The sequence below is a fragment of the Paenibacillus lupini genome (genome assembly GCF_011761355.1).
Lineage (GTDB): Bacteria > Bacillota > Bacilli > Paenibacillales > Paenibacillaceae > Pristimantibacillus > Pristimantibacillus lupini.
In genome coordinates this window covers 884,435-904,494 of sequence record NZ_JAASRW010000001.1, presented here as the reverse complement: position 1 = coordinate 904,494, position 20,060 = coordinate 884,435, and the positions used below count along the sequence as shown (strand labels likewise).

At 42.2% G+C, this 20,060-nt stretch carries 25 protein-coding genes; 4 read left to right on the top strand and 21 right to left on the bottom strand.

The genetic code is table 11. The features are described 5' to 3' along the window. Nucleotides 1–61 precede the first annotated feature (61 nt). The 3 genes from FHS17_RS04515 to FHS17_RS04505 are packed head-to-tail and all read right to left on the bottom strand — an operon-like array spanning nt 62 to nt 2,231. Nucleotides 62–967 carry a LysR family transcriptional regulator gene (locus tag FHS17_RS04515; RefSeq protein ID WP_167275289.1) on the bottom strand — a complete coding sequence of 302 codons (906 nt, stop codon included), beginning with the start codon at nt 965–967 and terminating at the stop codon, nt 62–64. A 56-nt stretch (nt 968–1,023) separates the two neighbouring features. Further along, complete coding sequence (locus FHS17_RS04510) at nt 1,024–1,596, bottom strand: glycosyltransferase family 4 protein (RefSeq protein ID WP_341805778.1); 573 nt, start codon at nt 1,594–1,596, stop codon at nt 1,024–1,026. Continuing rightward, nucleotides 1,560–2,231 (bottom strand): hypothetical protein, encoded by a 672-nt coding sequence (locus FHS17_RS04505; RefSeq protein ID WP_167275285.1) that lies wholly within the window; start codon nt 2,229–2,231, stop codon nt 1,560–1,562. The genes FHS17_RS04510 and FHS17_RS04505 overlap by 37 nt, the downstream gene beginning before the upstream one ends. A gap of 145 nt (nt 2,232–2,376) precedes the next feature. Between FHS17_RS04505 and FHS17_RS04500 the strand changes: the two genes are divergently transcribed. Further along, nucleotides 2,377–3,801 carry a catalase gene (locus FHS17_RS04500; RefSeq protein ID WP_167275281.1) on the top strand — a complete coding sequence of 475 codons (1,425 nt, stop codon included), beginning with the start codon at nt 2,377–2,379 and terminating at the stop codon, nt 3,799–3,801. 48 nt (nt 3,802–3,849) lie between these two features. On the opposite strand, the gene FHS17_RS04495 is transcribed toward FHS17_RS04500, so the two are convergent. Next, nucleotides 3,850–6,540, bottom strand: coding sequence for an alpha-L-rhamnosidase (locus FHS17_RS04495; protein WP_167275277.1), 2,691 nt, complete (start codon nt 6,538–6,540; stop codon nt 3,850–3,852). Nucleotides 6,541–6,729: 189 nt separating this feature from the next. Here FHS17_RS04495 and FHS17_RS04490 point away from each other — a divergent pair, with 189 nt between their 5' ends. Beyond that, nucleotides 6,730–7,605: an AraC family transcriptional regulator gene (locus FHS17_RS04490; RefSeq protein ID WP_167275273.1), complete on the top strand. Its 876-nt coding sequence runs from the start codon at nt 6,730–6,732 to the stop codon at nt 7,603–7,605. Here the strand turns inward: FHS17_RS04490 and FHS17_RS04485 are convergent. From FHS17_RS04485 to FHS17_RS04470, 4 genes are all read right to left on the bottom strand, one after another. Continuing rightward, nucleotides 7,602–8,393: a class I SAM-dependent methyltransferase gene (locus tag FHS17_RS04485; protein WP_167275268.1), complete on the bottom strand. Its 792-nt coding sequence runs from the start codon at nt 8,391–8,393 to the stop codon at nt 7,602–7,604. The genes FHS17_RS04490 and FHS17_RS04485 overlap by 4 nt on opposite strands. A gap of 113 nt (nt 8,394–8,506) precedes the next feature. Further along, a complete protein-coding gene (locus FHS17_RS04480) occupies nt 8,507–8,710 on the bottom strand; it encodes a DUF5316 family protein (protein ID WP_167275265.1) in 204 nt (67 codons plus the stop codon). Between the two features lie 302 nt (nt 8,711–9,012). Then, nucleotides 9,013–9,990 carry a glycoside hydrolase family 43 protein gene (locus FHS17_RS04475; protein WP_167275262.1) on the bottom strand — a complete coding sequence of 326 codons (978 nt, stop codon included), beginning with the start codon at nt 9,988–9,990 and terminating at the stop codon, nt 9,013–9,015. 109 nt (nt 9,991–10,099) lie between these two features. After that, a complete protein-coding gene (locus FHS17_RS04470) occupies nt 10,100–10,987 on the bottom strand; it encodes an AraC family transcriptional regulator (protein WP_167275257.1) in 888 nt (295 codons plus the stop codon). 128 nt (nt 10,988–11,115) lie between these two features. On the opposite strand from FHS17_RS04470, the gene FHS17_RS04465 reads away from it, so the two are divergent. Further along, nucleotides 11,116–11,895: a phytanoyl-CoA dioxygenase family protein gene (locus FHS17_RS04465; RefSeq protein ID WP_167275253.1), complete on the top strand. Its 780-nt coding sequence runs from the start codon at nt 11,116–11,118 to the stop codon at nt 11,893–11,895. A gap of 36 nt (nt 11,896–11,931) precedes the next feature. On the opposite strand, the gene FHS17_RS04460 is transcribed toward FHS17_RS04465, so the two are convergent. From FHS17_RS04460 to FHS17_RS04420, 9 genes are all read right to left on the bottom strand, one after another. Beyond that, nucleotides 11,932–13,050, bottom strand: coding sequence for an NAD(P)/FAD-dependent oxidoreductase (locus FHS17_RS04460; protein ID WP_167275249.1), 1,119 nt, complete (start codon nt 13,048–13,050; stop codon nt 11,932–11,934). 24 nt (nt 13,051–13,074) lie between these two features. Beyond that, nucleotides 13,075–14,094, bottom strand: coding sequence for a potassium channel family protein (locus FHS17_RS04455; RefSeq protein ID WP_167275246.1), 1,020 nt, complete (start codon nt 14,092–14,094; stop codon nt 13,075–13,077). Between the two features lie 251 nt (nt 14,095–14,345). After that, on the bottom strand, nt 14,346–14,705 hold the full coding sequence (locus tag FHS17_RS04450) for an MmcQ/YjbR family DNA-binding protein (RefSeq protein WP_167275241.1): 360 nt from the start codon (nt 14,703–14,705) through the stop codon (nt 14,346–14,348). A gap of 167 nt (nt 14,706–14,872) precedes the next feature. After that, the gene (locus FHS17_RS04445) at nt 14,873–15,121 is read right to left on the bottom strand and encodes a stalk domain-containing protein (protein ID WP_167275238.1); all 249 of its coding nucleotides are present in this window, start codon (nt 15,119–15,121) and stop codon (nt 14,873–14,875) included. Nucleotides 15,122–15,244: 123 nt separating this feature from the next. Then, nucleotides 15,245–15,727: a hypothetical protein gene (locus tag FHS17_RS04440; protein WP_167275233.1), complete on the bottom strand. Its 483-nt coding sequence runs from the start codon at nt 15,725–15,727 to the stop codon at nt 15,245–15,247. Between the two features lie 38 nt (nt 15,728–15,765). Next, complete coding sequence (locus tag FHS17_RS04435; protein ID WP_167275229.1) at nt 15,766–16,194, bottom strand: NUDIX hydrolase; 429 nt, start codon at nt 16,192–16,194, stop codon at nt 15,766–15,768. A 28-nt stretch (nt 16,195–16,222) separates the two neighbouring features. Further along, nucleotides 16,223–16,483, bottom strand: a complete 261-nt coding sequence (locus tag FHS17_RS04430) for a hypothetical protein (protein ID WP_167275225.1) — start codon at nt 16,481–16,483, stop codon at nt 16,223–16,225. 55 nt (nt 16,484–16,538) lie between these two features. After that, nucleotides 16,539–16,793 carry a hypothetical protein gene (locus tag FHS17_RS04425; RefSeq protein ID WP_167275220.1) on the bottom strand — a complete coding sequence of 85 codons (255 nt, stop codon included), beginning with the start codon at nt 16,791–16,793 and terminating at the stop codon, nt 16,539–16,541. Between the two features lie 107 nt (nt 16,794–16,900). Next, nucleotides 16,901–17,227: a hypothetical protein gene (locus FHS17_RS04420; protein ID WP_167275216.1), complete on the bottom strand. Its 327-nt coding sequence runs from the start codon at nt 17,225–17,227 to the stop codon at nt 16,901–16,903. A 255-nt stretch (nt 17,228–17,482) separates the two neighbouring features. On the opposite strand from FHS17_RS04420, the gene FHS17_RS04415 reads away from it, so the two are divergent. Further along, a complete protein-coding gene (locus FHS17_RS04415; protein ID WP_167275212.1) occupies nt 17,483–17,935 on the top strand; it encodes a hypothetical protein in 453 nt (150 codons plus the stop codon). A 222-nt stretch (nt 17,936–18,157) separates the two neighbouring features. Here the strand turns inward: FHS17_RS04415 and FHS17_RS04410 are convergent, their stop codons facing one another. From FHS17_RS04410 to FHS17_RS04395, 4 genes are all read right to left on the bottom strand, one after another. Continuing rightward, on the bottom strand, nt 18,158–18,622 hold the full coding sequence (locus FHS17_RS04410) for a GNAT family N-acetyltransferase (protein WP_167275208.1): 465 nt from the start codon (nt 18,620–18,622) through the stop codon (nt 18,158–18,160). 188 nt (nt 18,623–18,810) lie between these two features. Further along, nucleotides 18,811–19,119 (bottom strand): DUF402 domain-containing protein, encoded by a 309-nt coding sequence (locus FHS17_RS04405; RefSeq protein WP_279590322.1) that lies wholly within the window; start codon nt 19,117–19,119, stop codon nt 18,811–18,813. Next, nucleotides 19,120–19,311: a hypothetical protein gene (locus FHS17_RS04400; protein WP_167275199.1), complete on the bottom strand. Its 192-nt coding sequence runs from the start codon at nt 19,309–19,311 to the stop codon at nt 19,120–19,122. 297 nt (nt 19,312–19,608) lie between these two features. Continuing rightward, entirely contained in the window at nt 19,609–19,872 is a 264-nt protein-coding gene (locus FHS17_RS04395; protein WP_167275196.1) for a hypothetical protein, read from the bottom strand. Nucleotides 19,873–20,060 lie beyond the last annotated feature (188 nt).

The following is a 20,060-nucleotide window of genomic DNA, read 5'->3' as shown; positions in this document are numbered from 1 at the left end:
GCACCTTAAGATTTTTTATGGCCCTTGTATTTGAATTTCAAACAAAAAAAGAAGCCCTGCATTAGGCTTCTGCAGGACTTCCTGGTTGTTCCGTCTTCATAAAAGCCACGAATCGATCCACGATTGCAAGCTCACGGGAATGTTCCCGGTACAGCATCCACGTATTCCGGCGGATTGCTTCTCCATTTTTCAATTTGAGCTCCATGGTATATAGTTCATCCTCCGGTGTCACGAACACCCCAGGAATAATCGAATATCCGAGACCTTGTTTCACCATTTCCTTACAAGTCTCATATGCGTCCACCTGCATCGCAATCACAGGAGGTGTGCTGTAATGCTCATGCCACCAGCCTTGAATCGTATGATCAAATGTTGTCGCCGCTTGGCGGACGGCTTTCGCCTTTGGTGCACTGTAATGAATTTGAGGCAGCCTTGGCAGCTCCTCCAATTGAATCGGCTCTCGGGAAATGAGGCAGATCGGCTCATCATGCAGTAAATGCTGCGCTTCCAGCCAATGATAATCTCCTCGGACGATACCGACGTGGATCTCCTGCTCAGACAACAGTTCGATAATTTCGGAGCTGAGTGCACATGTCACACTGAATTGTACCTCAGGATACAGATCTCTGAATTTCCGGAGCAATGGCGGAAGCTTATAAAGTCCATAATAGCTGGCTACGCCAAGTCGCAGCGTTCCTTTCACACTACTTCGCATATTCACAAGATAATCTTTCATCGCGTTAAGCTCATCCCGCATTTTCCTGGCATAAGCGGCAAGTGCCTCGCCCTCCGGCGTCAAGTGCGTTCCTTTCGTGTGCTTCACGATGATGGGGACGCCAAACTCCCGCTCCATTTGCTGAATACGGTAAGATAACGCCGGCTGCGTCATATACAGCCTCTCTGCTGCCTTGGTCAAGCTTTGCTCTTCGGCCACGTACTGTAAGATTGCCGCGTCCTTATCATCCAAGATTAAACATACTCCTTTGTCTAGCCCGCAATATTTCTACCTATCTTACCACGTGTTCATAATAAAGTATTTATTTCGCCGCATAACTTCACCCAGTCGAAGTGCTCCCTGGCATCTTGCTGCGTGCTGTAACATACGTCTTTTAGCCGTTCCTGATTATTACATGCTTCGATCATTCGATGCGCTAATTCCATATAATCACCAACTGCATGCACCGATCCATAGTCCAAATGACGATTTGCGATTTTAAACGATTCATCCACCAGATCAAATCTTCGTTCATGCTTGGTTATGGCTTCCCGGCTGGACTCTATATCTGAAGTAATAAGATAGCAACCAAAGGTTTTTGCCTCAGATACTACATGGGCAGAAGCTTCATATAAGGAGGGGAGCACAAAAATTTTCGCTCTTCGATACCAATTCTGAAGCTGTTCTTTATCTTGAATAAATCCGGTTTGAATGATCCTGCCCTCAAGCTCAGGATTGGCTTGTAGAAAATCATTCAAATAAGGTCGAAATAACTCATCCACCTTCCCCACCAGAGCAAGTTTCCAGCTAACAGGAATAAAAGGAACAGCCATCTTAAATGCTTCTAATAATTGATCGCTAGCCTTTGCATGATTTCCAATACGACCAACAGTGAGAATCGATCCTCTTTATGTTCAAATGGAATAATGGATTCGGATTCAAAGCCAAAAGAATAATATCCATTCGGAATATAACAAATAGGAACAGACCATCTCCTCCTGATATATTCGATCATGGATTCAGTACTAATCAAATCGCAATTACGAAGGAAATGGATAAAAAAATCAGTTAATGGAGTCCGATTAATCCAATGAATATTGGCGTCCAGCTTTAAGTAAACCTTACCGGCAGGATTAAGCTTCTTGTATCGATCAACCGCCTCAGAATAAAACGGATAAAACCCAAATAAGAATAACACCTCGATATGTGCTGCATGATCCTCTATGTATTGAACCAAGTCGTTGCTGCAATCCTGAACATTGGCGCCAAATATCGTCTCAATAGCGTTATCCGGATGATAAGTGAATGCTGCTTCCAGATAATCAAATTCAACCTCCTCTTCGAACATATCAAGGGAAGGCCAGTCCATGTATCCATCGCTATTTCTATAGGTGACATATACTGCTTTATAACCATAATACTTCTGCATGATATATGGGATAATGCCTACATCCTTCGTTAAGAGTGCATCCGTGAAGCATGGTGCCAGCAAATAAAAGGTTTTTTTCTCCCTCACAAAAAATCCCCCCATTACATTCAATTAGATCGTATGTTCCTTAATATTTGGATATACCCATTGAATGCAAGTCCCTCTCAAGCATTTTACTCCAGCTGACAGAATAAACATAAAGGTGGATAAATTCTGATTCGGAGGTTATTCGATGGACAATAATCAAGGTTTTTCTGAAAATAATGCCCCTATGCCTGACAAGAAGCCAAGTAAACAGGAGCCTTCTCATGGACTGTCACCATCGCAATGGGAAGCAATTGACCAACCGGCCACTCTTCATTCACAAACCGTAGGCGCTCGCGGCCCGATTCTCGAACAGGATAGTGTTTTGCATGAGACCATGGAAACCTTTATACATACTAAAATTTTGGAAAGACCTGTGCATGTCAAAGGCTACGGGGCATTTGGTTATTTCGAAACGGTGCATTCGATGGCTGCTCATACGAAGCTCTGTTTTTTACAACAGCCCGGGTGTCAGGTTCCTGTAACGGTAAGATTCTCACTTGCGGTAAGCAATAGAGGCACTCCAGATACGTCCCGCAATGTGCGCGGATTCGCCACCAAGTTTTATACGGATGAAGGCGTATTTGATATGGTATTCAATCACATCCCGGTGTTCTTGGTCAGAGATCCTATGCGCTTTCCAGAGTCGATTAGGGCATTCGAGCCTTCTCCAATCAACAATTTGATTGATCCCGAACGGTTCTGGAGCTTTATCGCACGAGCGCCTGAATCAACAAATTTTGTACTTTGGCTGTATTCCGATGCTGGAACCGTTAAGAGTCTCCGCCACATCCCTGGGCATAGCGTTAATACGTATGTTTGGAGAAATGAACAAGGGGTTCGTACGTATGTCAAATACCACTGGATTCCTTATGCAGGCGTCCAGTACATTGATCGCCATGAGTCGAATGAGCTGAGTTGCCAGAACCCGGATTATGCCGGTCAAGATCTATACGATACTCTCGCATGTGGAAAAACTGTAGAGTATGGACTTTATGTCCAGCTTATGGACCCTGCTGACGAGGCAAGTCTTTCTTATGACCCGCTTGATGACACGAAGATTTGGGATGAAGACCAATACCCGCTATTGCCGGTTGGGCGTATGGTCTTAAACAAAAATCCGGACAATTATATGGAACAGGTTGAGAAGCTCGCGTTCTCCCCTTCGAACTTGCTGGAGGGAGCAGAGTTATCCGATGATAAAATGCTTCAAGGACGTGCCAATATTTATACGGATTCTCAGCGTCATCGGATTGGTTCAGACTTCCGCAAAGTGCCAATCAACCATCAGGCGAATTGGACTCCCGGCTCCATGCAGACTAGTGGTAATGGCAGATATGTAGAAGGCCATCTTGTGCGGTCCGAAATTCCGAAGCCTGATAACTTCTCGCAAGCCGGTGAGTTCTATGATAGACTGCAGCCTGTGCAGAAAGATCATTTGGTCGAAAATCTTGCTATTGATCTTGCAGCAGTGTCTCAGGAAACACAAAACATTGTGCTTACTTATCTAAACAATGCGTCTACTGAATTGGCAGCACGAGTCGCCAAGCACATTCAATCTAAGAAAGCATAGGCCTACTATAAAAAAATCCGTTCCCGATGAGGGAACGGATTTTTTGTTTTAAACGGTAACTTTTGCCGCAGCATGAACGTAATAAATCCCGGACCCAAGCGTAAGCACAAGCTTCCCATCCTGTTCTTGTGAAGCAAGCACACCTGGCGTTTGACCGATGGTGGAGCCATTAATTGAAATCACTGCAAGAGATACTCCAGGCAAATTTACTTCTGCTGTTGTATTTGCTGGAACCTCGAATTCATATGTCGCCGCTCCCTCTTCACCGGTGCTCCATTCACTGCGGATCAAGCCGTACGCTGACTTATACGATGCTTTGGCATAGGAAAGTCCCGAATCCGTACGTGGACGGAAAACAATATGTTTGTAACCTGGCTGAGCTTCATCCAGATCAAGTCCAGCAACAACTCTATACAGCCACTCCCCTATGGAGCCATAAGCATAATGATTGTACGAGTTCATGTCGTCGCTCCAGAAAGTGCCATCAGCTTTGATTCCATCCCAATGCTCCCAAATGGTTGTTGCTCCTTGATGAATCGAATACAGCCAAGATGGATAATCCTCTTGCTGTACGAGCTTAACAGCAACGTCATGATAACCGTTCTCCGACAGCACATGACACAAATACGGAGTACCTACAAAGCCAGTGGTCAAGTGGAACTTCTGCTCCGTCACATACTCGGCGAGCGTTTTTGCCATCCGTTCACGTACTGGTCCTTCCACAAGATCAAACATCAGCGGCAGCACATGTGCGGTTTGGGTGTGAGCCGCAAGCCGTCCATTTGCGGTTACAAACTCCTGCTCGAATGCCGTGATGATTTGTTCATACAACTCGCGATACGACATCGCGTCTTCTGTGCGGCCAAGTACCTCTGCTGTCCTTACAAATAGCTTGGTAGAGTAAGCATAGAAGCACGTTGCGATCAAATCACGAGGAGTAGCGCCTACATAATCACCTTCCTTGGCATCAAGGCCAAGCCAATCACCAAAGTGGAAGCCCGTATTCCACAAATGCTCATTTTCCCCTTGCTGGCGCATGTACTCGACCCATGCTTTCATGCTGTCATACTGCTCCTCTAGCACCCGTTTATCCCCGTAACTCAAGTACACGACCCAAGGACAGATAACGGCTGCATCACCCCATGCTGCAGAGGAATAGGAACCCTCATCCAGTACATGTGGAATAACGAATGGCACTCCTCCGTCACTGCGTTGATCAGCTTTCAGATCTCGAAGCCATTTGGTGAAAAATGGTGCAACATCGTAGTTAAACGCAGCTGTTCGAATAAACACTTGAGCATCGCCGGTCCATCCAAGCCGTTCGTCCCGCTGTGGACAATCCGTTGGCACATCAAGAAAGTTGCCTCTTTGACCCCAAGTAATATTTTGCTGCAGCTTGTTCAGCAGAGGATTCGAGCATTCAAAGGTACCTGATGGTTCCATATCGGAATGAATCACGTGGCCAGTGAACAAATTGAGGTCCAGTGTAACATCTTCAGGCCAGCCTTCGAGCTTCACGTAGCGGAAGCCTTGGAAGGAAAAGTGTGGCTCGTATGCTTCTCCACCACCCTTGCATACATAGTGGACGGTCTGCTTTGCTTTGCGCAAGTTTCCGATGTAGAAGTTGCCTTCACGGTCCAGTACTTCTGCATGTTGGAGCGTGAGGGTTGTACCAGCTGGAAGATCCACTTGTAAATGCAGGCGTCCAACCATATTTTGACCCATATCTATAACGGTTTCGCCTGAAGGTGTCTTGATCAGCTCAATTGGCTTCAACTTCTCCGTTATACGAACCGGTTCATTCTCCTGCATAATAAGAATGTCCTTCGAATGAGGCAATTCGTTTACACTGCTCCAGTCCTGATCATTGAATGCGGCAGTTGCCCAATCTGTTTTTTCCAAACGGGCATCATACGTCTCGCCATGATACAACTCGGACATTAAGATTGGCCCCGTCGAAGCACGCCATGAGCTGTCACTTCTGACAACTTCTGTAGTCCCATCTGCATAATCAATATGAAGCTGAAGGAGCAAGGCGCGTGTATCGCCATAAATACTCTTTTGATTATTCCAGGCCAAATCGCCCTTGTACCATCCGTTTGCAAGTGCTGCTCCTATTGCGTTGTTCTCACCGGCAAGGAGCTGCTTTGTCACATCGTAAGCCTGTACTTGCAGTCTGTTTTTGTAGCTCGTCCAGCCCGGTGTGAACTGCCAATTGCCCACTCGCTGTCCGTTTAATTCCAATTCATATAATCCAAGCGATGTCGCATAGATGGTCGCCCGGCTAATGCTTTCGCTAGTATTGAACGTTGTTCTTAGGAGGAAAATTGGCTCAGCTTGCGCATCGATGGCATTGCTATCCGGTGTAATCCATGCTGCAGTCCAATCCGCAGGACTTAACAATCCCATCTCCCAGTACGCTGCTTCGCTCCAGTCTGATTCGCGGCCTTTATTGTCCCACACTTTAATCTGATAGTAATAACGACCTCTTGGCTGAAGCGGCTGACCGCCATACTCCATGAGTACAGATTGATCTGATTCGATCCGACCGGTATCCCATACAAGCTTTGTTTCATCAAATCCTTCAAGACTGCATGACACTTGAATTTGATAAGCAAGCTGAATCACATGAACATCATCCGAGTGAAGCTGCCAACTGAGTCTTGGTGTAGTGACTCCTAGACCAATTGGATTGTGTTGGTACTCGCACCGCAGGTGCGTCGCTTGTAATAATGTCATTTTTGAATGCCCCTTCCAGCTTCTCATATATGCCGAACGATCGTCGGCATCTTACCTAGATTGTATGGCAAATGAGAATGACATTCAGGGGACGATCCGGACATTTTTATAGGTTGATCTAGACATATTGCAAACGGTTTCGTACGATAGATACAGATATTTTGTGAGGTTATAGAAGGAGGTATACCGATGAGTATCAAACGAAGCACTTATGTCATGTCTGCGGATTCCTTTTTCGAACCCGGTGTACCACTCTATGTAAACCGCGCTTATGAAAGCTTCGATATGGATGAGCATTCACATGAATTTGTTGAGATAACGTATGTCAGCGAAGGAGCTGGCGTTCACTATATTGCCGGTGAAACCGTCCCCGTCGAGCATGGCACTTTGTTTTTTATCCCCGTAGGGCAAAGTCATGTGTTTCGGCCCAAGACGCCAAAAAAGGACCGGCCTCTTATCGTCTATAACTGCTTACTTCCAGCTGCGTATTTGACCGAGCTGCACAACGGGTTCCCCTATGCTGCAGAGATTTTTAATTGTTTTGCGGATGAGAAGCTAACCTGGTTTTCCATAAAAGATCCTACAGGCGAATATCATGCGATGTTTCGTGAGCTCTACCAAGAATTCGCGGCCAGACCTCCAGGTTACTTAGTTGTTCTCACCACTATCGTCATGCGTATATTAACTGGCTTGTATAGGCACAAGCTGCAGATCGAATCGCCGATAAGCGAACGGCCGCAGTGGATAAGCGTTGATGAAGCGATTACTTATATTGACCGTAATTATGCCTCTGAGCTTAGACTTACCGAACTCGCTGCCCAAGCGAGGCTTAGTGAACGGCAATTCAGCCGCCTATTTCGTCATCAGACAGGTATGAGCTTTATCGAATATGTTCAGGGGATCCGAATGGATGCTGCATGCCGATTGCTTGCAGGGAGTCAAAGTCAGGTGGACGAGATTTCTTCCGCCGTCGGATATGCTGACAGGAAGTTTTTCTACCGGCTGTTCAAGAAAAAAACCGGGGTTACCCCCCGGCAATATCGTGAAGCTATACGTGGGGATTAGTTTTTTCTACAGATGATTAGACCATGAGTACTCATGCCAAGAATACTGCTCTCTCTGCATGTCTGATAATGATAATTCATCCAGGAATGAAACTCTTCATCACTCAATCCATCTACGTATTCTTGTATCGTATGACTGACTCCATCAGTACCTACATGATCAACGAGTGAAACATCGTAATCTTGCATGAACGCTTCAATCTCTGGTGGCGAGGTGAAATAAGCATCTGTCCAAAAACAATCCTCGTCCCCAACTTGAATGACTCCTTCATTTATAACCTTATGAATAACGCTGTCTCTAATAAATTTCTTATCTCTTGTAGCCAGCATTGGCAGGACAGGAAACTTGTTAATATAAGCGATAGCAAGAATCCCACCTGGCTTTAGAACCCTGAGACATTCGCTAATGCAGCTATTGCGGTCATTTTCACTCGTCAGATGGTACATCGGTCCAAAGCAGAATACAACATCAAATAGGGAGTTATCAAACCTACTTAAATCCGTAGCATTAGCTAGATGTGCTTGTATAGGAACACCTGTGTCCTGACTCTTTTGCGTCATATATTGGATATGCTTCGGAGTAAGATCCACAGCGATGACCTCATGACCACGCTCTGCATAATGGAACGAGTAGACCCCAGTGCCTGCACCAACATCTAATATCGTTGAACGTCCCGGCAGCATACTCTCCATGACAAGATTGGTTGTGTAAAATTCAATCTTTCTTGAGTTTCTGGAGAATCTAGCATCCTCGTCGATCAACTCGTAATAATCAGATACGTTGTTCATCTAGCGACCACTCCTTCTTTTGATATTTCTACCACAATTGGGTATTTTGTGAATTATATCGGACGAGTATCTTTTTATCAATATAAAAATAAAAAAGCCGCGGTTTACGCGACTTATAATAAATATATAGCTGCTGCTATTGCAAAACAGATTACTCCTAAACCAGCTGAAATAGTTGCAATCTTTCTCTTTATTTTTCTCTCAGACGGCACCTCTGTATTGAAATTCGCCCTTTGCTGATCAGCCGTTGTCCATGCTCCAACCATTAATCCACTAATAAAAATAAAAGCACAACCTATGTAAATGAACCACATCATGTTTTGTAATGAACCTCCTTACCCTTATTGTTTGTCCCTAATTTCAACTAGGACTTCTTCAATCCGTCTCATTCTGCTTATCATCGAATATTGATTTCCTATCACACCTGCTAATCCAAAAATTAATATAAATATAACTAGAATTTCCATATTACCCTCCTGTAACTTTCATCAATCTACACTAATTTTAACATTTTAAAATAATTATACCTCCAACTTAATTCTCATTGTTAAAGTAAAAACCCTGAGATCTAATCATCTCAGGGCTAGCTCATTTCATGACAGCGTTATCACAAATATACTTAGTCCTGCTTAATGCTGAACGAATCCCCGTCATCGACGATATCGTATATTTTGCAGCGTGATGCTGGCATCCGGAACGGAGAATGCAAGATTAGCTTCCACTCGCCTTCGAAGGTTTGGAACAACATGCCATGCCCACTATCGTCAAAAACAAGAGGTTCAAGCTGCTCCCATGGTCCTTCCAGCTTACCACTCGTAGAACGTGCGATTGTCTGGACGTAGCTCCCTTTGTCGTATGTAGACCATAACATGACTAATCGATTATTCTTGGTTCGATATAACTGACAGCCATCCGTGACATAGATGGATTTAGAGCCGTCAGCCGGATGATCTCCGTTATCCCATGGCGCCGCAGAACCATCAAAGAGATGAATTGGATCAGAAGCCCGATCGGTTAAATCATTCGTTAATTTTACAGCTTCGATCGTCCCATCTGCTGTCTGTACCCATTCATGGCAATAGACCATCCAAGGCACGCCTTCTTCATCTACATACAAAGAGCCGTCCAACGTCATATGATGTTCCGGAGGTACTGGCGCTTCTTGCTTTATAATCTCGAATGGTCCTTCTAAGAAGTCGGATACGGCAATGACGGAGCCTCGCCACTGGAGGCGATAACCGCCATGTCCTTCACCTTCAAGCGCTCTATCGTTATTATGAAGCGTAACAAACATATAATATCGTCCATTATAAGAGTGAACTTCAGGTGCCCAAGCGCCATGCTGCGGATTAGCCCAAATGCCGTCAGGGATAGTAAAGACAACATAAGGTCCTTCCCAATTAACCAAGTCTTTGCTCTTATAAGTTAAAACACCATATCGGTCCATGCCATGTATTCTTGGGCCACCGCCCGTATACAAATAATAGGTTTGTGTTGCTTGGTCCGCTACAATAAACGGATCATGAGCTGGAATATCAGTTAGAAGATGACCTACTTGCGGATTGGCAACATTAGAAGCGGAATTATACACGTTCATTAGAACAATCCCTTCTCATCGTATTTTATGCTTAACCTTCAGTAGATTTCTTTGTCTCTGCCCTTAATCCTCTTTCATGAAACTAAATAATAGGCTTGTTCTCCCAGTCTTACTTCACATCCAAGAACTGCTTCCTGTACTCCCCTGGGGGCAAGCCCTTCTGCTCGGTGAACACATTCGTAAAATAATGGACAGATTGAAACCCCGAATAAGCTGCGATTTCTTTCAACGAGAATATGGATGTCTTCAGCATCATCTCCGCATGCTTCAGCCTCTCATTGCGCAAATAAGTGAGAAATGTGTCTCTACCATCGAGTTGAAAGAGCCTGGACAGCTGACGCGTGGAAAGGTTCATATATTCAGCAACTTCTTCAATTTTCAGAGGACTCGACAGGTTGTCTCTAATATATTGTTTGGACAGACGTAAAATTGCGGAACGGGTCTCGCTACTTGGCTTCGCAACGTTTTGACTTCTATTACTATCATCTTTGACAAACGGCCGTAGTAGACCCGCCAGCAGAATACCAGCTACCGTATGCAATTCTTGGAGTTCTCCATAAGGCCGAGAATCAGCATGTTTATAAAGGCCTAACCAATAATGAATTACGCTGTTATCCACTTCCATGCAGACTGGTCCTGTATCCAAATTAGCACTGTACAAAGCGAAGTCTTCTCCCCTGCACTGCTCTTTCTCCAATTCGTACGCCACATAGAGCAGCCCAAGGCCCGTCGTGCTTCGAATCTGATGCCAAACGCCAGGTCTAGACACAAACAACGAACCTGAACGCAGCTGATATACGGTATCCTCATCCTGGTACTCGCCTTCTCCCGATACGACGTAACAAACCTCGTAAAAGGAGTGCTTATGAACATTGTTATTGTAATGAGGATCTCTCCAGCCCCAATAATAGATCCGAAACGATAGATTACTCGATTGACATTTTGTCAACATCTCACTAAGAAATGCACTTCCCGCTTCAAAACCATCCGTATTCATAAAACACCACCTTGGCGTAAAATCTTAAAACTACGTCTCTTTTCAGTAAATACAGTTTCGTTTGAATTTCCTATAATTCGAGTATAAGTAATCGCTACCATATACTTCAATACAAGGAGCTGAAAAAAGTGATTAATCAGGCTGATGTGGAATTTTACAAAACAAATGGGTATTTACTTGTAAGAGGTGTCTTCTCCCAAAATGAAGTTGAGCAAATGAGAACAGCAATCGATGGCATCCTCAATCGTGCTGCGCAATCTAAATTTGATTCTAACGCAACTTGGCAAGGTGACTATCTTCCACCTGATCAATTGAAGAAGCTAGTCCTGAAAGGCTTCCATGATGTCCATTATCAAGATGCTTCCTTCACTCGTGCAGCTATTCATCCGAATATGGCGTCTGTTCTCTCCCAACTGATTGGTCCTAACGTTCAACTGCACCATAGCAAAATGCTCGTAAAACCACCTGAAAACGGTGCTGCGTTCCCGCTTCATCAAGATGCACCTTACTTCCCTCATGCTAATCACTCTATGTTGGCAGCTAGTGTTCATTTGGATGATTCGGATATGGAGAACGGTTGTCTTTGCGTGATTCCGGGTACTCACAAGAACGACATCATGCCGCATGTAGGCCGTTATTATCTGGACCATAAGGAATACCCTCTTTCGATGGCAACTCCTTGCCCTGCCAAAGCTGGAGATGTACTATTCTTCAACTACTTGACGGTTCATGGCTCTGACGTCAACCGCAGTACCCGTAACCGCCGGAATGTGCTGTACCAATACCGAGATCCGATGGACATTCCAACTGCAGACGTTCATGTTAACTGGGGTCAAGGCCTTATGGTATGTGGCGAGAACCCTCTCTACCGGGAATACCATGCGAACCATACCCTTGCAGCAAAATAAGTATATAAAAAGGCAGCCATCGTGGCTGCCTTTTCTTTATAGCGCATTTCTTACATCGTAATCGCTAATATCAATATCTAATTCCATTTCTATAGCTAACTTCGCAAGCTGGCTCCCGATAAACGGACCTGTTGTTAATCCGGAAGCTCCAAGCCCATTCGCCATAATAAGATTATCCCAACCTGGAATTGTGCCAATAACCGGAAGGAAGCCAGGCGTAAACGGCCGGAAGCCTACTCGTACTTCTTGGAACGTGCTATTAGCGAGACCAGGCGCTAATGTGATTCCTTTATTCAAAACTTCCTGCATCCCGCCGGCAGTAATTCTTGTATCATATCCTGCGACATCGTTTTCGTGAGTTGCCCCAATAACGATCTTATGATTATCAAATGCAAGCAAGTACTGATCAGTAGGTGGTATAATAACAGGCCAGCTGCCCGAATCTTCATGGCTATCTTGAACCTGAACATGCATGATCTGCGCTTTCTGATAGCTGACTTTGAGATCTATACCAAGCGGCTGGAACAATTGCCCTGCCCATGCTCCCGCACAGACAATCACCTTATCCGCTTCGTAGTAGTTTTCATCAACTTTAACTCCCGTTACATGGTTAGACTGAACCTCAAGCGCAGCATCGCCGTGAATCAGAACTACTCCATGCCTTTGTGCCGAACGGATCAGTGCATCACGAAGCGCTCGACCGTCTACACGTGCGGCTCCGCTAATATGAACGGATGAATAGCCCTCCGCAAGCAATGGAAACCGTTCATGGGTATAGTTCTCATCAAGCTTCGTAATCTCACCTATTTCCGGTGCATCTGCTAAACGAATAGAAGCCCTCTCCGCTAGCTTATCCATTTTCTCAGCATCCGTTTGAATACTAAGGGCTCCAACCCTAGCATAACCCGTGTCGATTTCCCCTTCTTTCTCAAGAGCTTCGATCAACTCGGGATAATAACGAGCGCCTGCTTTCGCAAGCCGATACCACTTCTGATTCCGCCGTTGCGAGATCCAAGGACAAATGATGCCGGCAGCCGCATCCGTAGCTTGTCCTTGGTCTTTTCGATCGATGAGCAGCACTTCTGCTCCCGTTTTCGCGAGGTGATAGGCAGTGGATGCACCGAGAATCCCTGCTCCAATAACGATGACTCTCAATTATTTTCACTCTTTTCTACGTATCTATTTGCTGCTTTTAAGTTTAAGGTAGGTTGCTTCATCGGACACGACGAATAATCTGGCATCTTGCGGAATCGGTTCATTTAGTTTGCGGTTGATCCCAAGATCACCTCTGTCCGAGAGAAGAGTTGCTCCGTATTCCAATGTCCCTAAGAAAGCATCCTTGTAAGTTCTCCATTCCCGCTTCGCCGGGATCTCATATATATCATCGCCAACTTCTCGGCTAATCAGTTGGTTAATAATTTCGGAACTCCCTTGCTGTAAAGCAGCTCGAACGGCAAGGCGTGATACGGCATCATACGACAGTACAAAATCATTCACTTTTACATGGCGGAAGTTTTTCGTATTCTTATCCTGAGTAATCTCAACTGTCGTGTGAACATTCGGGTGGAGACGTTCAATACTAGACGCAATTAACAATGTCTTGCCGTCAGTAAGCGCAGGCTCATCAATACGAGTATCTGCGAATATAATGACCGCCTTCGCTTCTCTAATCATTGCTTTCTCCAGGATCTCTTCCGAAGACGGATCGCCGCTTATAAAATGAATCTCATGACGGTCCAGAATGGGATGCTTATCCGATTCATCTATTATGACGATATGGGATGATGGAGAGAAGGACAGGATTTCCTCTATAGCGTACTGGGCTTTTTTGCTCCAGTTAATAATAATGATGTGATCTTTCCCATGAAAGTTCAATTTCCCTGCCTCCCAATGTTTGTAGATAGTTGAAAACATATCTATGACTTTACCAATAATCAAGCTGAGTAGACCAATGCCAAACACATAAATAAATATTGTGAATGCTTTACCAATATAGGTCTTTGCAAAGAAATCTCCGTAGCCAACGGTCGCCATAGTCGTCATCACCCAGTAAAGGGCATTAAACCAGTTATGAAAAGTGGACGGTTCAAGTGCATAAGCGATTGTGGCGCTGCCGAACACGAATGCGAATACAACAATTAGGATTGTCGTATTGGGTACTCGCAAGACCTTCAGCATTGTCCTCATAAAAAAAGGCAAGAAATAGTCCTCCTTCAATTCAATTAACGTTAGGTATTATAAATGTTGATCCGAACTTACAGCATAAATCTTCGTCTCTTCCGATATTCTGTCTTTTATGATTTGGTTGAACATACAGACAAGTCAGCCCATCTATTCTCAACCGCTGTCAGCTTACAATTCTATACACCATATATTAATTCTACCAACTGGGGATATTTCCCTTTATTTTCCTGCCTGTCTACTGTTTAACGAGATCATAAATTATTGAATTATTTCATTTCCGATAGTGATGCTTTTAAACGCTTAGGAAGTTTTTGAACAACTAAATCATAAGAATGGTCAATCATAGCAAAGACATCTGACTCAAGCAAGGTTGATCCGATTGTAATCGTGTTCCAGTGCTTTTTGTTCATGTGGTACCCTGGACTAACATAATCATGCTGCTCTCTCAGATTATCCGCAATTAATGGGTCGCATTTAAGATTTATGTAGGGATTCTGACCCTTGTCTTCAAAAATAAGGGCGAACATTTTTCCTGCGACCTTGATCACTATTGGATCGAATCCAAAGGGATATTCCTTAGTCGCGCCTTTCTTTTTTATACAGTATTCAATGATCTTATTCTTCAATTTGCTACTCCTCCTTCATCGATGACTATATATTACTTTACGTGTTTTCAGTAAAAACGGCAGCCGAACTTCTGCCCGGCTACCGTTACCATTTTTAATTTATTGCTATGACTTCATTTCGAACCTCGTTTGGAAGCACATTCGAAATCGTTCCAATTGATTCGCTCTCATTTTTGTGAAGCCTTCTTTGACCACTTGGACACGATAGCCGTCTTCTGTTGCTGCCTCCACTCGACTGAGGCTCCAAGCGATTCTGAAACCGTACGAAGAGGAACCAGCACCCTGCCCTGAACGATTGCACTGTCTGTTTGCACTAGCTTATTCTTTACTTTAATACTGATATTTTCGGCAGCTAAAGCAGTCGAATTGAAACAAATCATACCAACTACAGCGCACGCAATTATGAACTTTTTCATTTCATTTAACTTCCTTTATGTTGTGATTACTTCAATGTTGATTGTCGCAAACTATTGTGATTTCAACTATGGTAATTACTGGATTTTAAGCACCAGTTATACCTGTTGACTGATTATTAATAATCATGATTCCAAAGTAAGATCCTCTACTTTTGATTTAATAGTACTCCAACTCATATCGTATGCTGCATTAAACGTCCACCCGCTTGAACGCAGCTTCTTGCCTAGATTTATGTAATCAGTCCGTTGTTTATCGTTTAGGCTAACATCTAAGGTATCGCCATCAAACCTGAACTCTTCCATGTATTCATATAACTTCCAAAGGATATCTTCCTTATCATCATCATTTTCCATTGCAGTGTCTAAGATAATTGAATCAATTGCATCATCTAGTTTCTGGGTAATCAGGGTTTCATTACTCCAATTATTATCTATTTGATACTGTATAGTTACTTCTAATTGAGATAGGTCTCGCCAAATGTTTGCATAAAATAACTCATGTTTCAATTCTTGATCCTTGTTAACATGTCTATGATCAATTAATAATGCCACATTCCCTATTAGGGATACTACTAAAATCACTATAATCCAATCTTCTTTCTTCATACTTCCTCCAATCGCTACCGCTACTACCATAATACTATTTAAATATTTTTCTCATCATGAAACTCAATACAAAAAGGTTGAATTTCAGGTCTTAAACAGTACTCTATTCTTTGTCTAAAATCTTTCCATTGCACTTTATTTAGTGCTTCTTCTATGGGGAAATATCCCGTCTCCAAACTTTCTTCAGAGGATTGAATTAATTCACCACCTATTGGCTTCGCTAGGAATAAGGTGTTACAGATTGAATTTTCTACGTTTTGGAATATCCCGCAGAATTTGATAATTTCAATGTCTATCCCGGACTCTTCTTTTGTTTCTCTTATTGCAGCATGACTTAAGGATTCCCCTTCTTCTACTTGACCACCAGGCATCTCCCAGCCTCTTCTTGGTCCTTTTATAATTAATAATTCATTCTTTTCATTAACAACAATTGCTGCTGCAGAAACGATATGTTTTGGTGTACTCATTGAATTACTCCTTATGAAAATAATGGGTTTATTTATCATTTTCCTTATCGTGTTGTTGAGTCTTATTATTTTGTCTACGAAATACAATGGCAGCATGAAAGTTCCCTACTCCAAGAATGAAACAAAATATAATTGATATTAATGCAGGTAACGTAATGAAACTTGTTTTTCCATTACCTACAGCTCCTAATTTCGGTTGATGAAAATCCCAGTAAAAATATAGCAGCCCTACTACCGGTATTAAAATGCATATTACACCAGCAACAATAAGTAACACAAACCTATTCAAGAGCTTCCTCCTCTTGCAGAGATTTTCAATAAAAACTACCTGACCGTTTCCATTATTATTTCTCTATTGGTGATTTCTCTTTTTCCCATTCAGTAGGGCCTTCATTAACTGGAATGAACTTTCTCCAATACTCGCCTGTTTTCTGGTCGAAGAAAATTAGATTACTATCATTTGCATTAATTAATTGGTAGCGATATTGCTCTTCATTAGTTGAGTTAGATTTATTAACAGTGACTCCTAAAATATAACCTATCAGTAAAGCTCCTATAATAATCAACACTAATGGAATTCTTGTGCTATTGTTGTTCATTTTTTATTCTATCCCCTCGTAAGTGTTCCGTTTAGTATTTGTTATTCATAATTCCAAATCAGCTGAAAGCCCTAAAGCTATTTCCATACGAGACCCTCCTAGTAGTATTACTGCTTAATATAAGTATCTCCTAGATCCATTAAGCCTCTTACAAAGATACGCTTATGATCTTTATCGCCTTTGTACCCATACACCCATTGTGGCCAAATGTAATCGGTTATTCCCCTTTTTCTTCCTTCAAAATAAGCAATACCGATTGGCTTGCCGAGTTTATCTGAGTCGGAATTCTCATATACATAATGATTATTCTCAAATACTATTGTGTCACCTCTAATTTCGTACTTATCGACCCAAACTCTAGTATTTAGAACATAAAATAAAACGACCACAAGAGCGAATGAAACTACTGAAAGCCATATTCTCCACCTTTTCACTAACAAACCTCCTAAAAAAGCAGCCGGTCAAAGTTCCCGACTTATTAGACTACATTACTAAGTGAAAAGTTTCATTTAATAACCAATTTAGTTTAATGTTAACACTGCATAATCTTATTATGGGATAACTTTTTGAGGTAAGGGACTATCGAAGGGTTTGAAAAATCTGTCGCATGTGATATATTTCAATTCGGAAAAGTATGGAAAATGAAAGTGTCTTTATAGAAAGGGTTATTTTAAAAAGTGAATAGAATAATGAAATTTACAACATTTGCAGTAACAGCTACTACTTTATTGGTTAGCGGAGCGTGTGCATTGACTACCGATAAAGCTTCTCCTTTATCAAGTTCTATTTCAAGCAAGAGGACTCAAGTTGAAATAAATACTAATCATACACAAGACGTGATTTTCAATAATGCCCTTAAAGATGGAGTAGAGCAATTTTTCACTATCCCAGTAAACTACGGTTGGGTCAAAGTCCGAGTTAAAAATAAAACGAAGTCGACCATGACAGTCCGAGTTACTCGAGGCAGTCTTACAGGAACTCAGAAGATGTTATTTAAAGTGGCACCTGGTACTCAAAGATATGTTACCGCAGATAAAACGTGGTCAACTGGAATTTTCTACGTTGCAATCTCAACTAAGAACAGTGTAGCCCTGACAGGTGAGTTGTCGGTTAAATTAGCGAATACAAAAAACGCTCTATAAATGATTACCAAAAAAAAGCAACCGATTACTTGTCGGCCGCTGTCGTGTTTGGTTTGGAATTATTGGCTCCTGAAGGAGTCTAACGACAAAGTTGTTAAAGGTTTATCGTTCCAAACCTGAACTTCTTTCAAGAAGACGAATTTCGCTTAAAACTAATTCAGCTTCTTCAGGTTCTAAATCAGATTAATTTCGAAAAGCTCCAGAAGATTCTTCTAAACTGTATTAACGCACAATCATTTTTTCGAATGATGTGATGAAAAGATTTGGAAGCACTTCGATAACGCCGATTGCATGAAAGTTATGTTTCAGGTACAGCTCTTTCGCTGGAACATTTGCTGCTCCAGTTGAAACGATGATTTTAGTACAATCGGTTGCAAGTGTTTGGATGTATGAGAGCAAATCGTTTGCGATTCCTCGTCTGAAACTGTCGGGATGGACGATGAGGCGGTGAATATCCAGGACTGCGTCTTCGATTTTATAAGAAATCGCGCCAAGTAACTGCATCGAGTTGTCATCAAAATAGCCATAGAACGTTTCATCGCATTGCTGCAAGGAAACAATCGTGTCTCTTAGTGGCGGCAGGTCATGCGACTGAATGAGCTCTGCTTCAACTAAGTAGGATGGAATTTGCACGTCCAGCACCATTTTTGCATTATGGTCAAGCTTGATTTGAATAGGTTTAATCATTTGCTTGTTGAATCTCCTTTGCTTTATGGCATCGGGGCATATGTGATATTAATCGCTATGATATTCCCTTAGATCGTTAAATCATTTTCTAACATCAGCAAAAACGGCGATCACTATAGAAGCCCATATAATAACCAATCCAATTGACATAAACTTGGAGCGTCAACTTCAGTCACAATAACAGGAATTTAAATGACAGCATGTAATGTTTTAAAATCAGCTTCCCATCGCTTTAGTAAATCATTGTTATCAGCTGTTAAAGTCGTAAGTAATTTATCTAGCTCCGCTTTTGCCAATCGATAATCGTCATCAGTTATTTTTTCGTTATTCAATGCATTTAATAATTCAGCTTCATCCAGCACAAATATCTCTCTGTTAGGTAACACTACAACATCGAGGTTGGCCAAAGTAATGTCAAAATACCAGTGAACTATTTCCCTTTTTTCATTAATAACTGCCGTCATTGTATGATGGGCATCTTTTGGAAAATACTGCAATCAAATAAATCCATCTGCTACAATATTAAAGTCGTCATGATCAGTGAGTTTAAAAGAAATGGGTTCCTTCACTTTATTAAAAACAACAAGTGTTACATGTCCAGTAAAATCCACTTCATCGATATGTATTTGTCTGTAAGTTTTCTGCAGTACTCCTTTCCAATGAGATAGATCACCATATTTTCTCTTCACTTTTAACTCCCTCTCGTTCATCACTTGTAAGATTGGAATATATTTGTAAAAAATTTACATTCCCCTTTTTCGCTTATCAGGCATCGACCTGGTGATTTAACCTCCCTTTGGTTGAAGAACGTAACTTCACCAGCTAATTTAGAAATCAGGTATAAAATTATCTTTTATACCCATTAATCCATCACCATAAATCACTTTTATTTCATGCTCTTTACCTTCGTTGTTCTCTATCACGAAAGTAAAATGATTTGTATAACGGACTGACATGTTACCCGAATCAAATAAATTCTTATAATTTCATATTACCTCATCAGCTACCCAATCTGGGACGGCAAGATCGTCGGGGTTTAGAAAACCAGCCAATTCGGTTGTATTCTCTTTATTAATAAGGTCAATATATTTTAGGACCATTTTCTCTGCATAAGGAAAATACCGTAAATAAGGATTGCGGTAGACAATACCCCCGTTTTGATAAAGAATAACTAACGAATTCTCTTCATCATACTCCTTAAAGTTCTTATCCACCAAAGCGAATTCATACTGCCCACCTTCAGGATACATTGCAAGTCCAGCATCATTGATTTGTACAGATAATGTATCTAGGTCAAAATTTAAATCGAAACCTTCTATAATTGTATTTACTCCTTCAATATCTAGTGGAGAAGAAGCTACCGAATTGAGTAAATGTAATAATTTATCTGCATCTTTGACTTGGCCTATACCTTTATTTGGATACCGGGACTATTTCT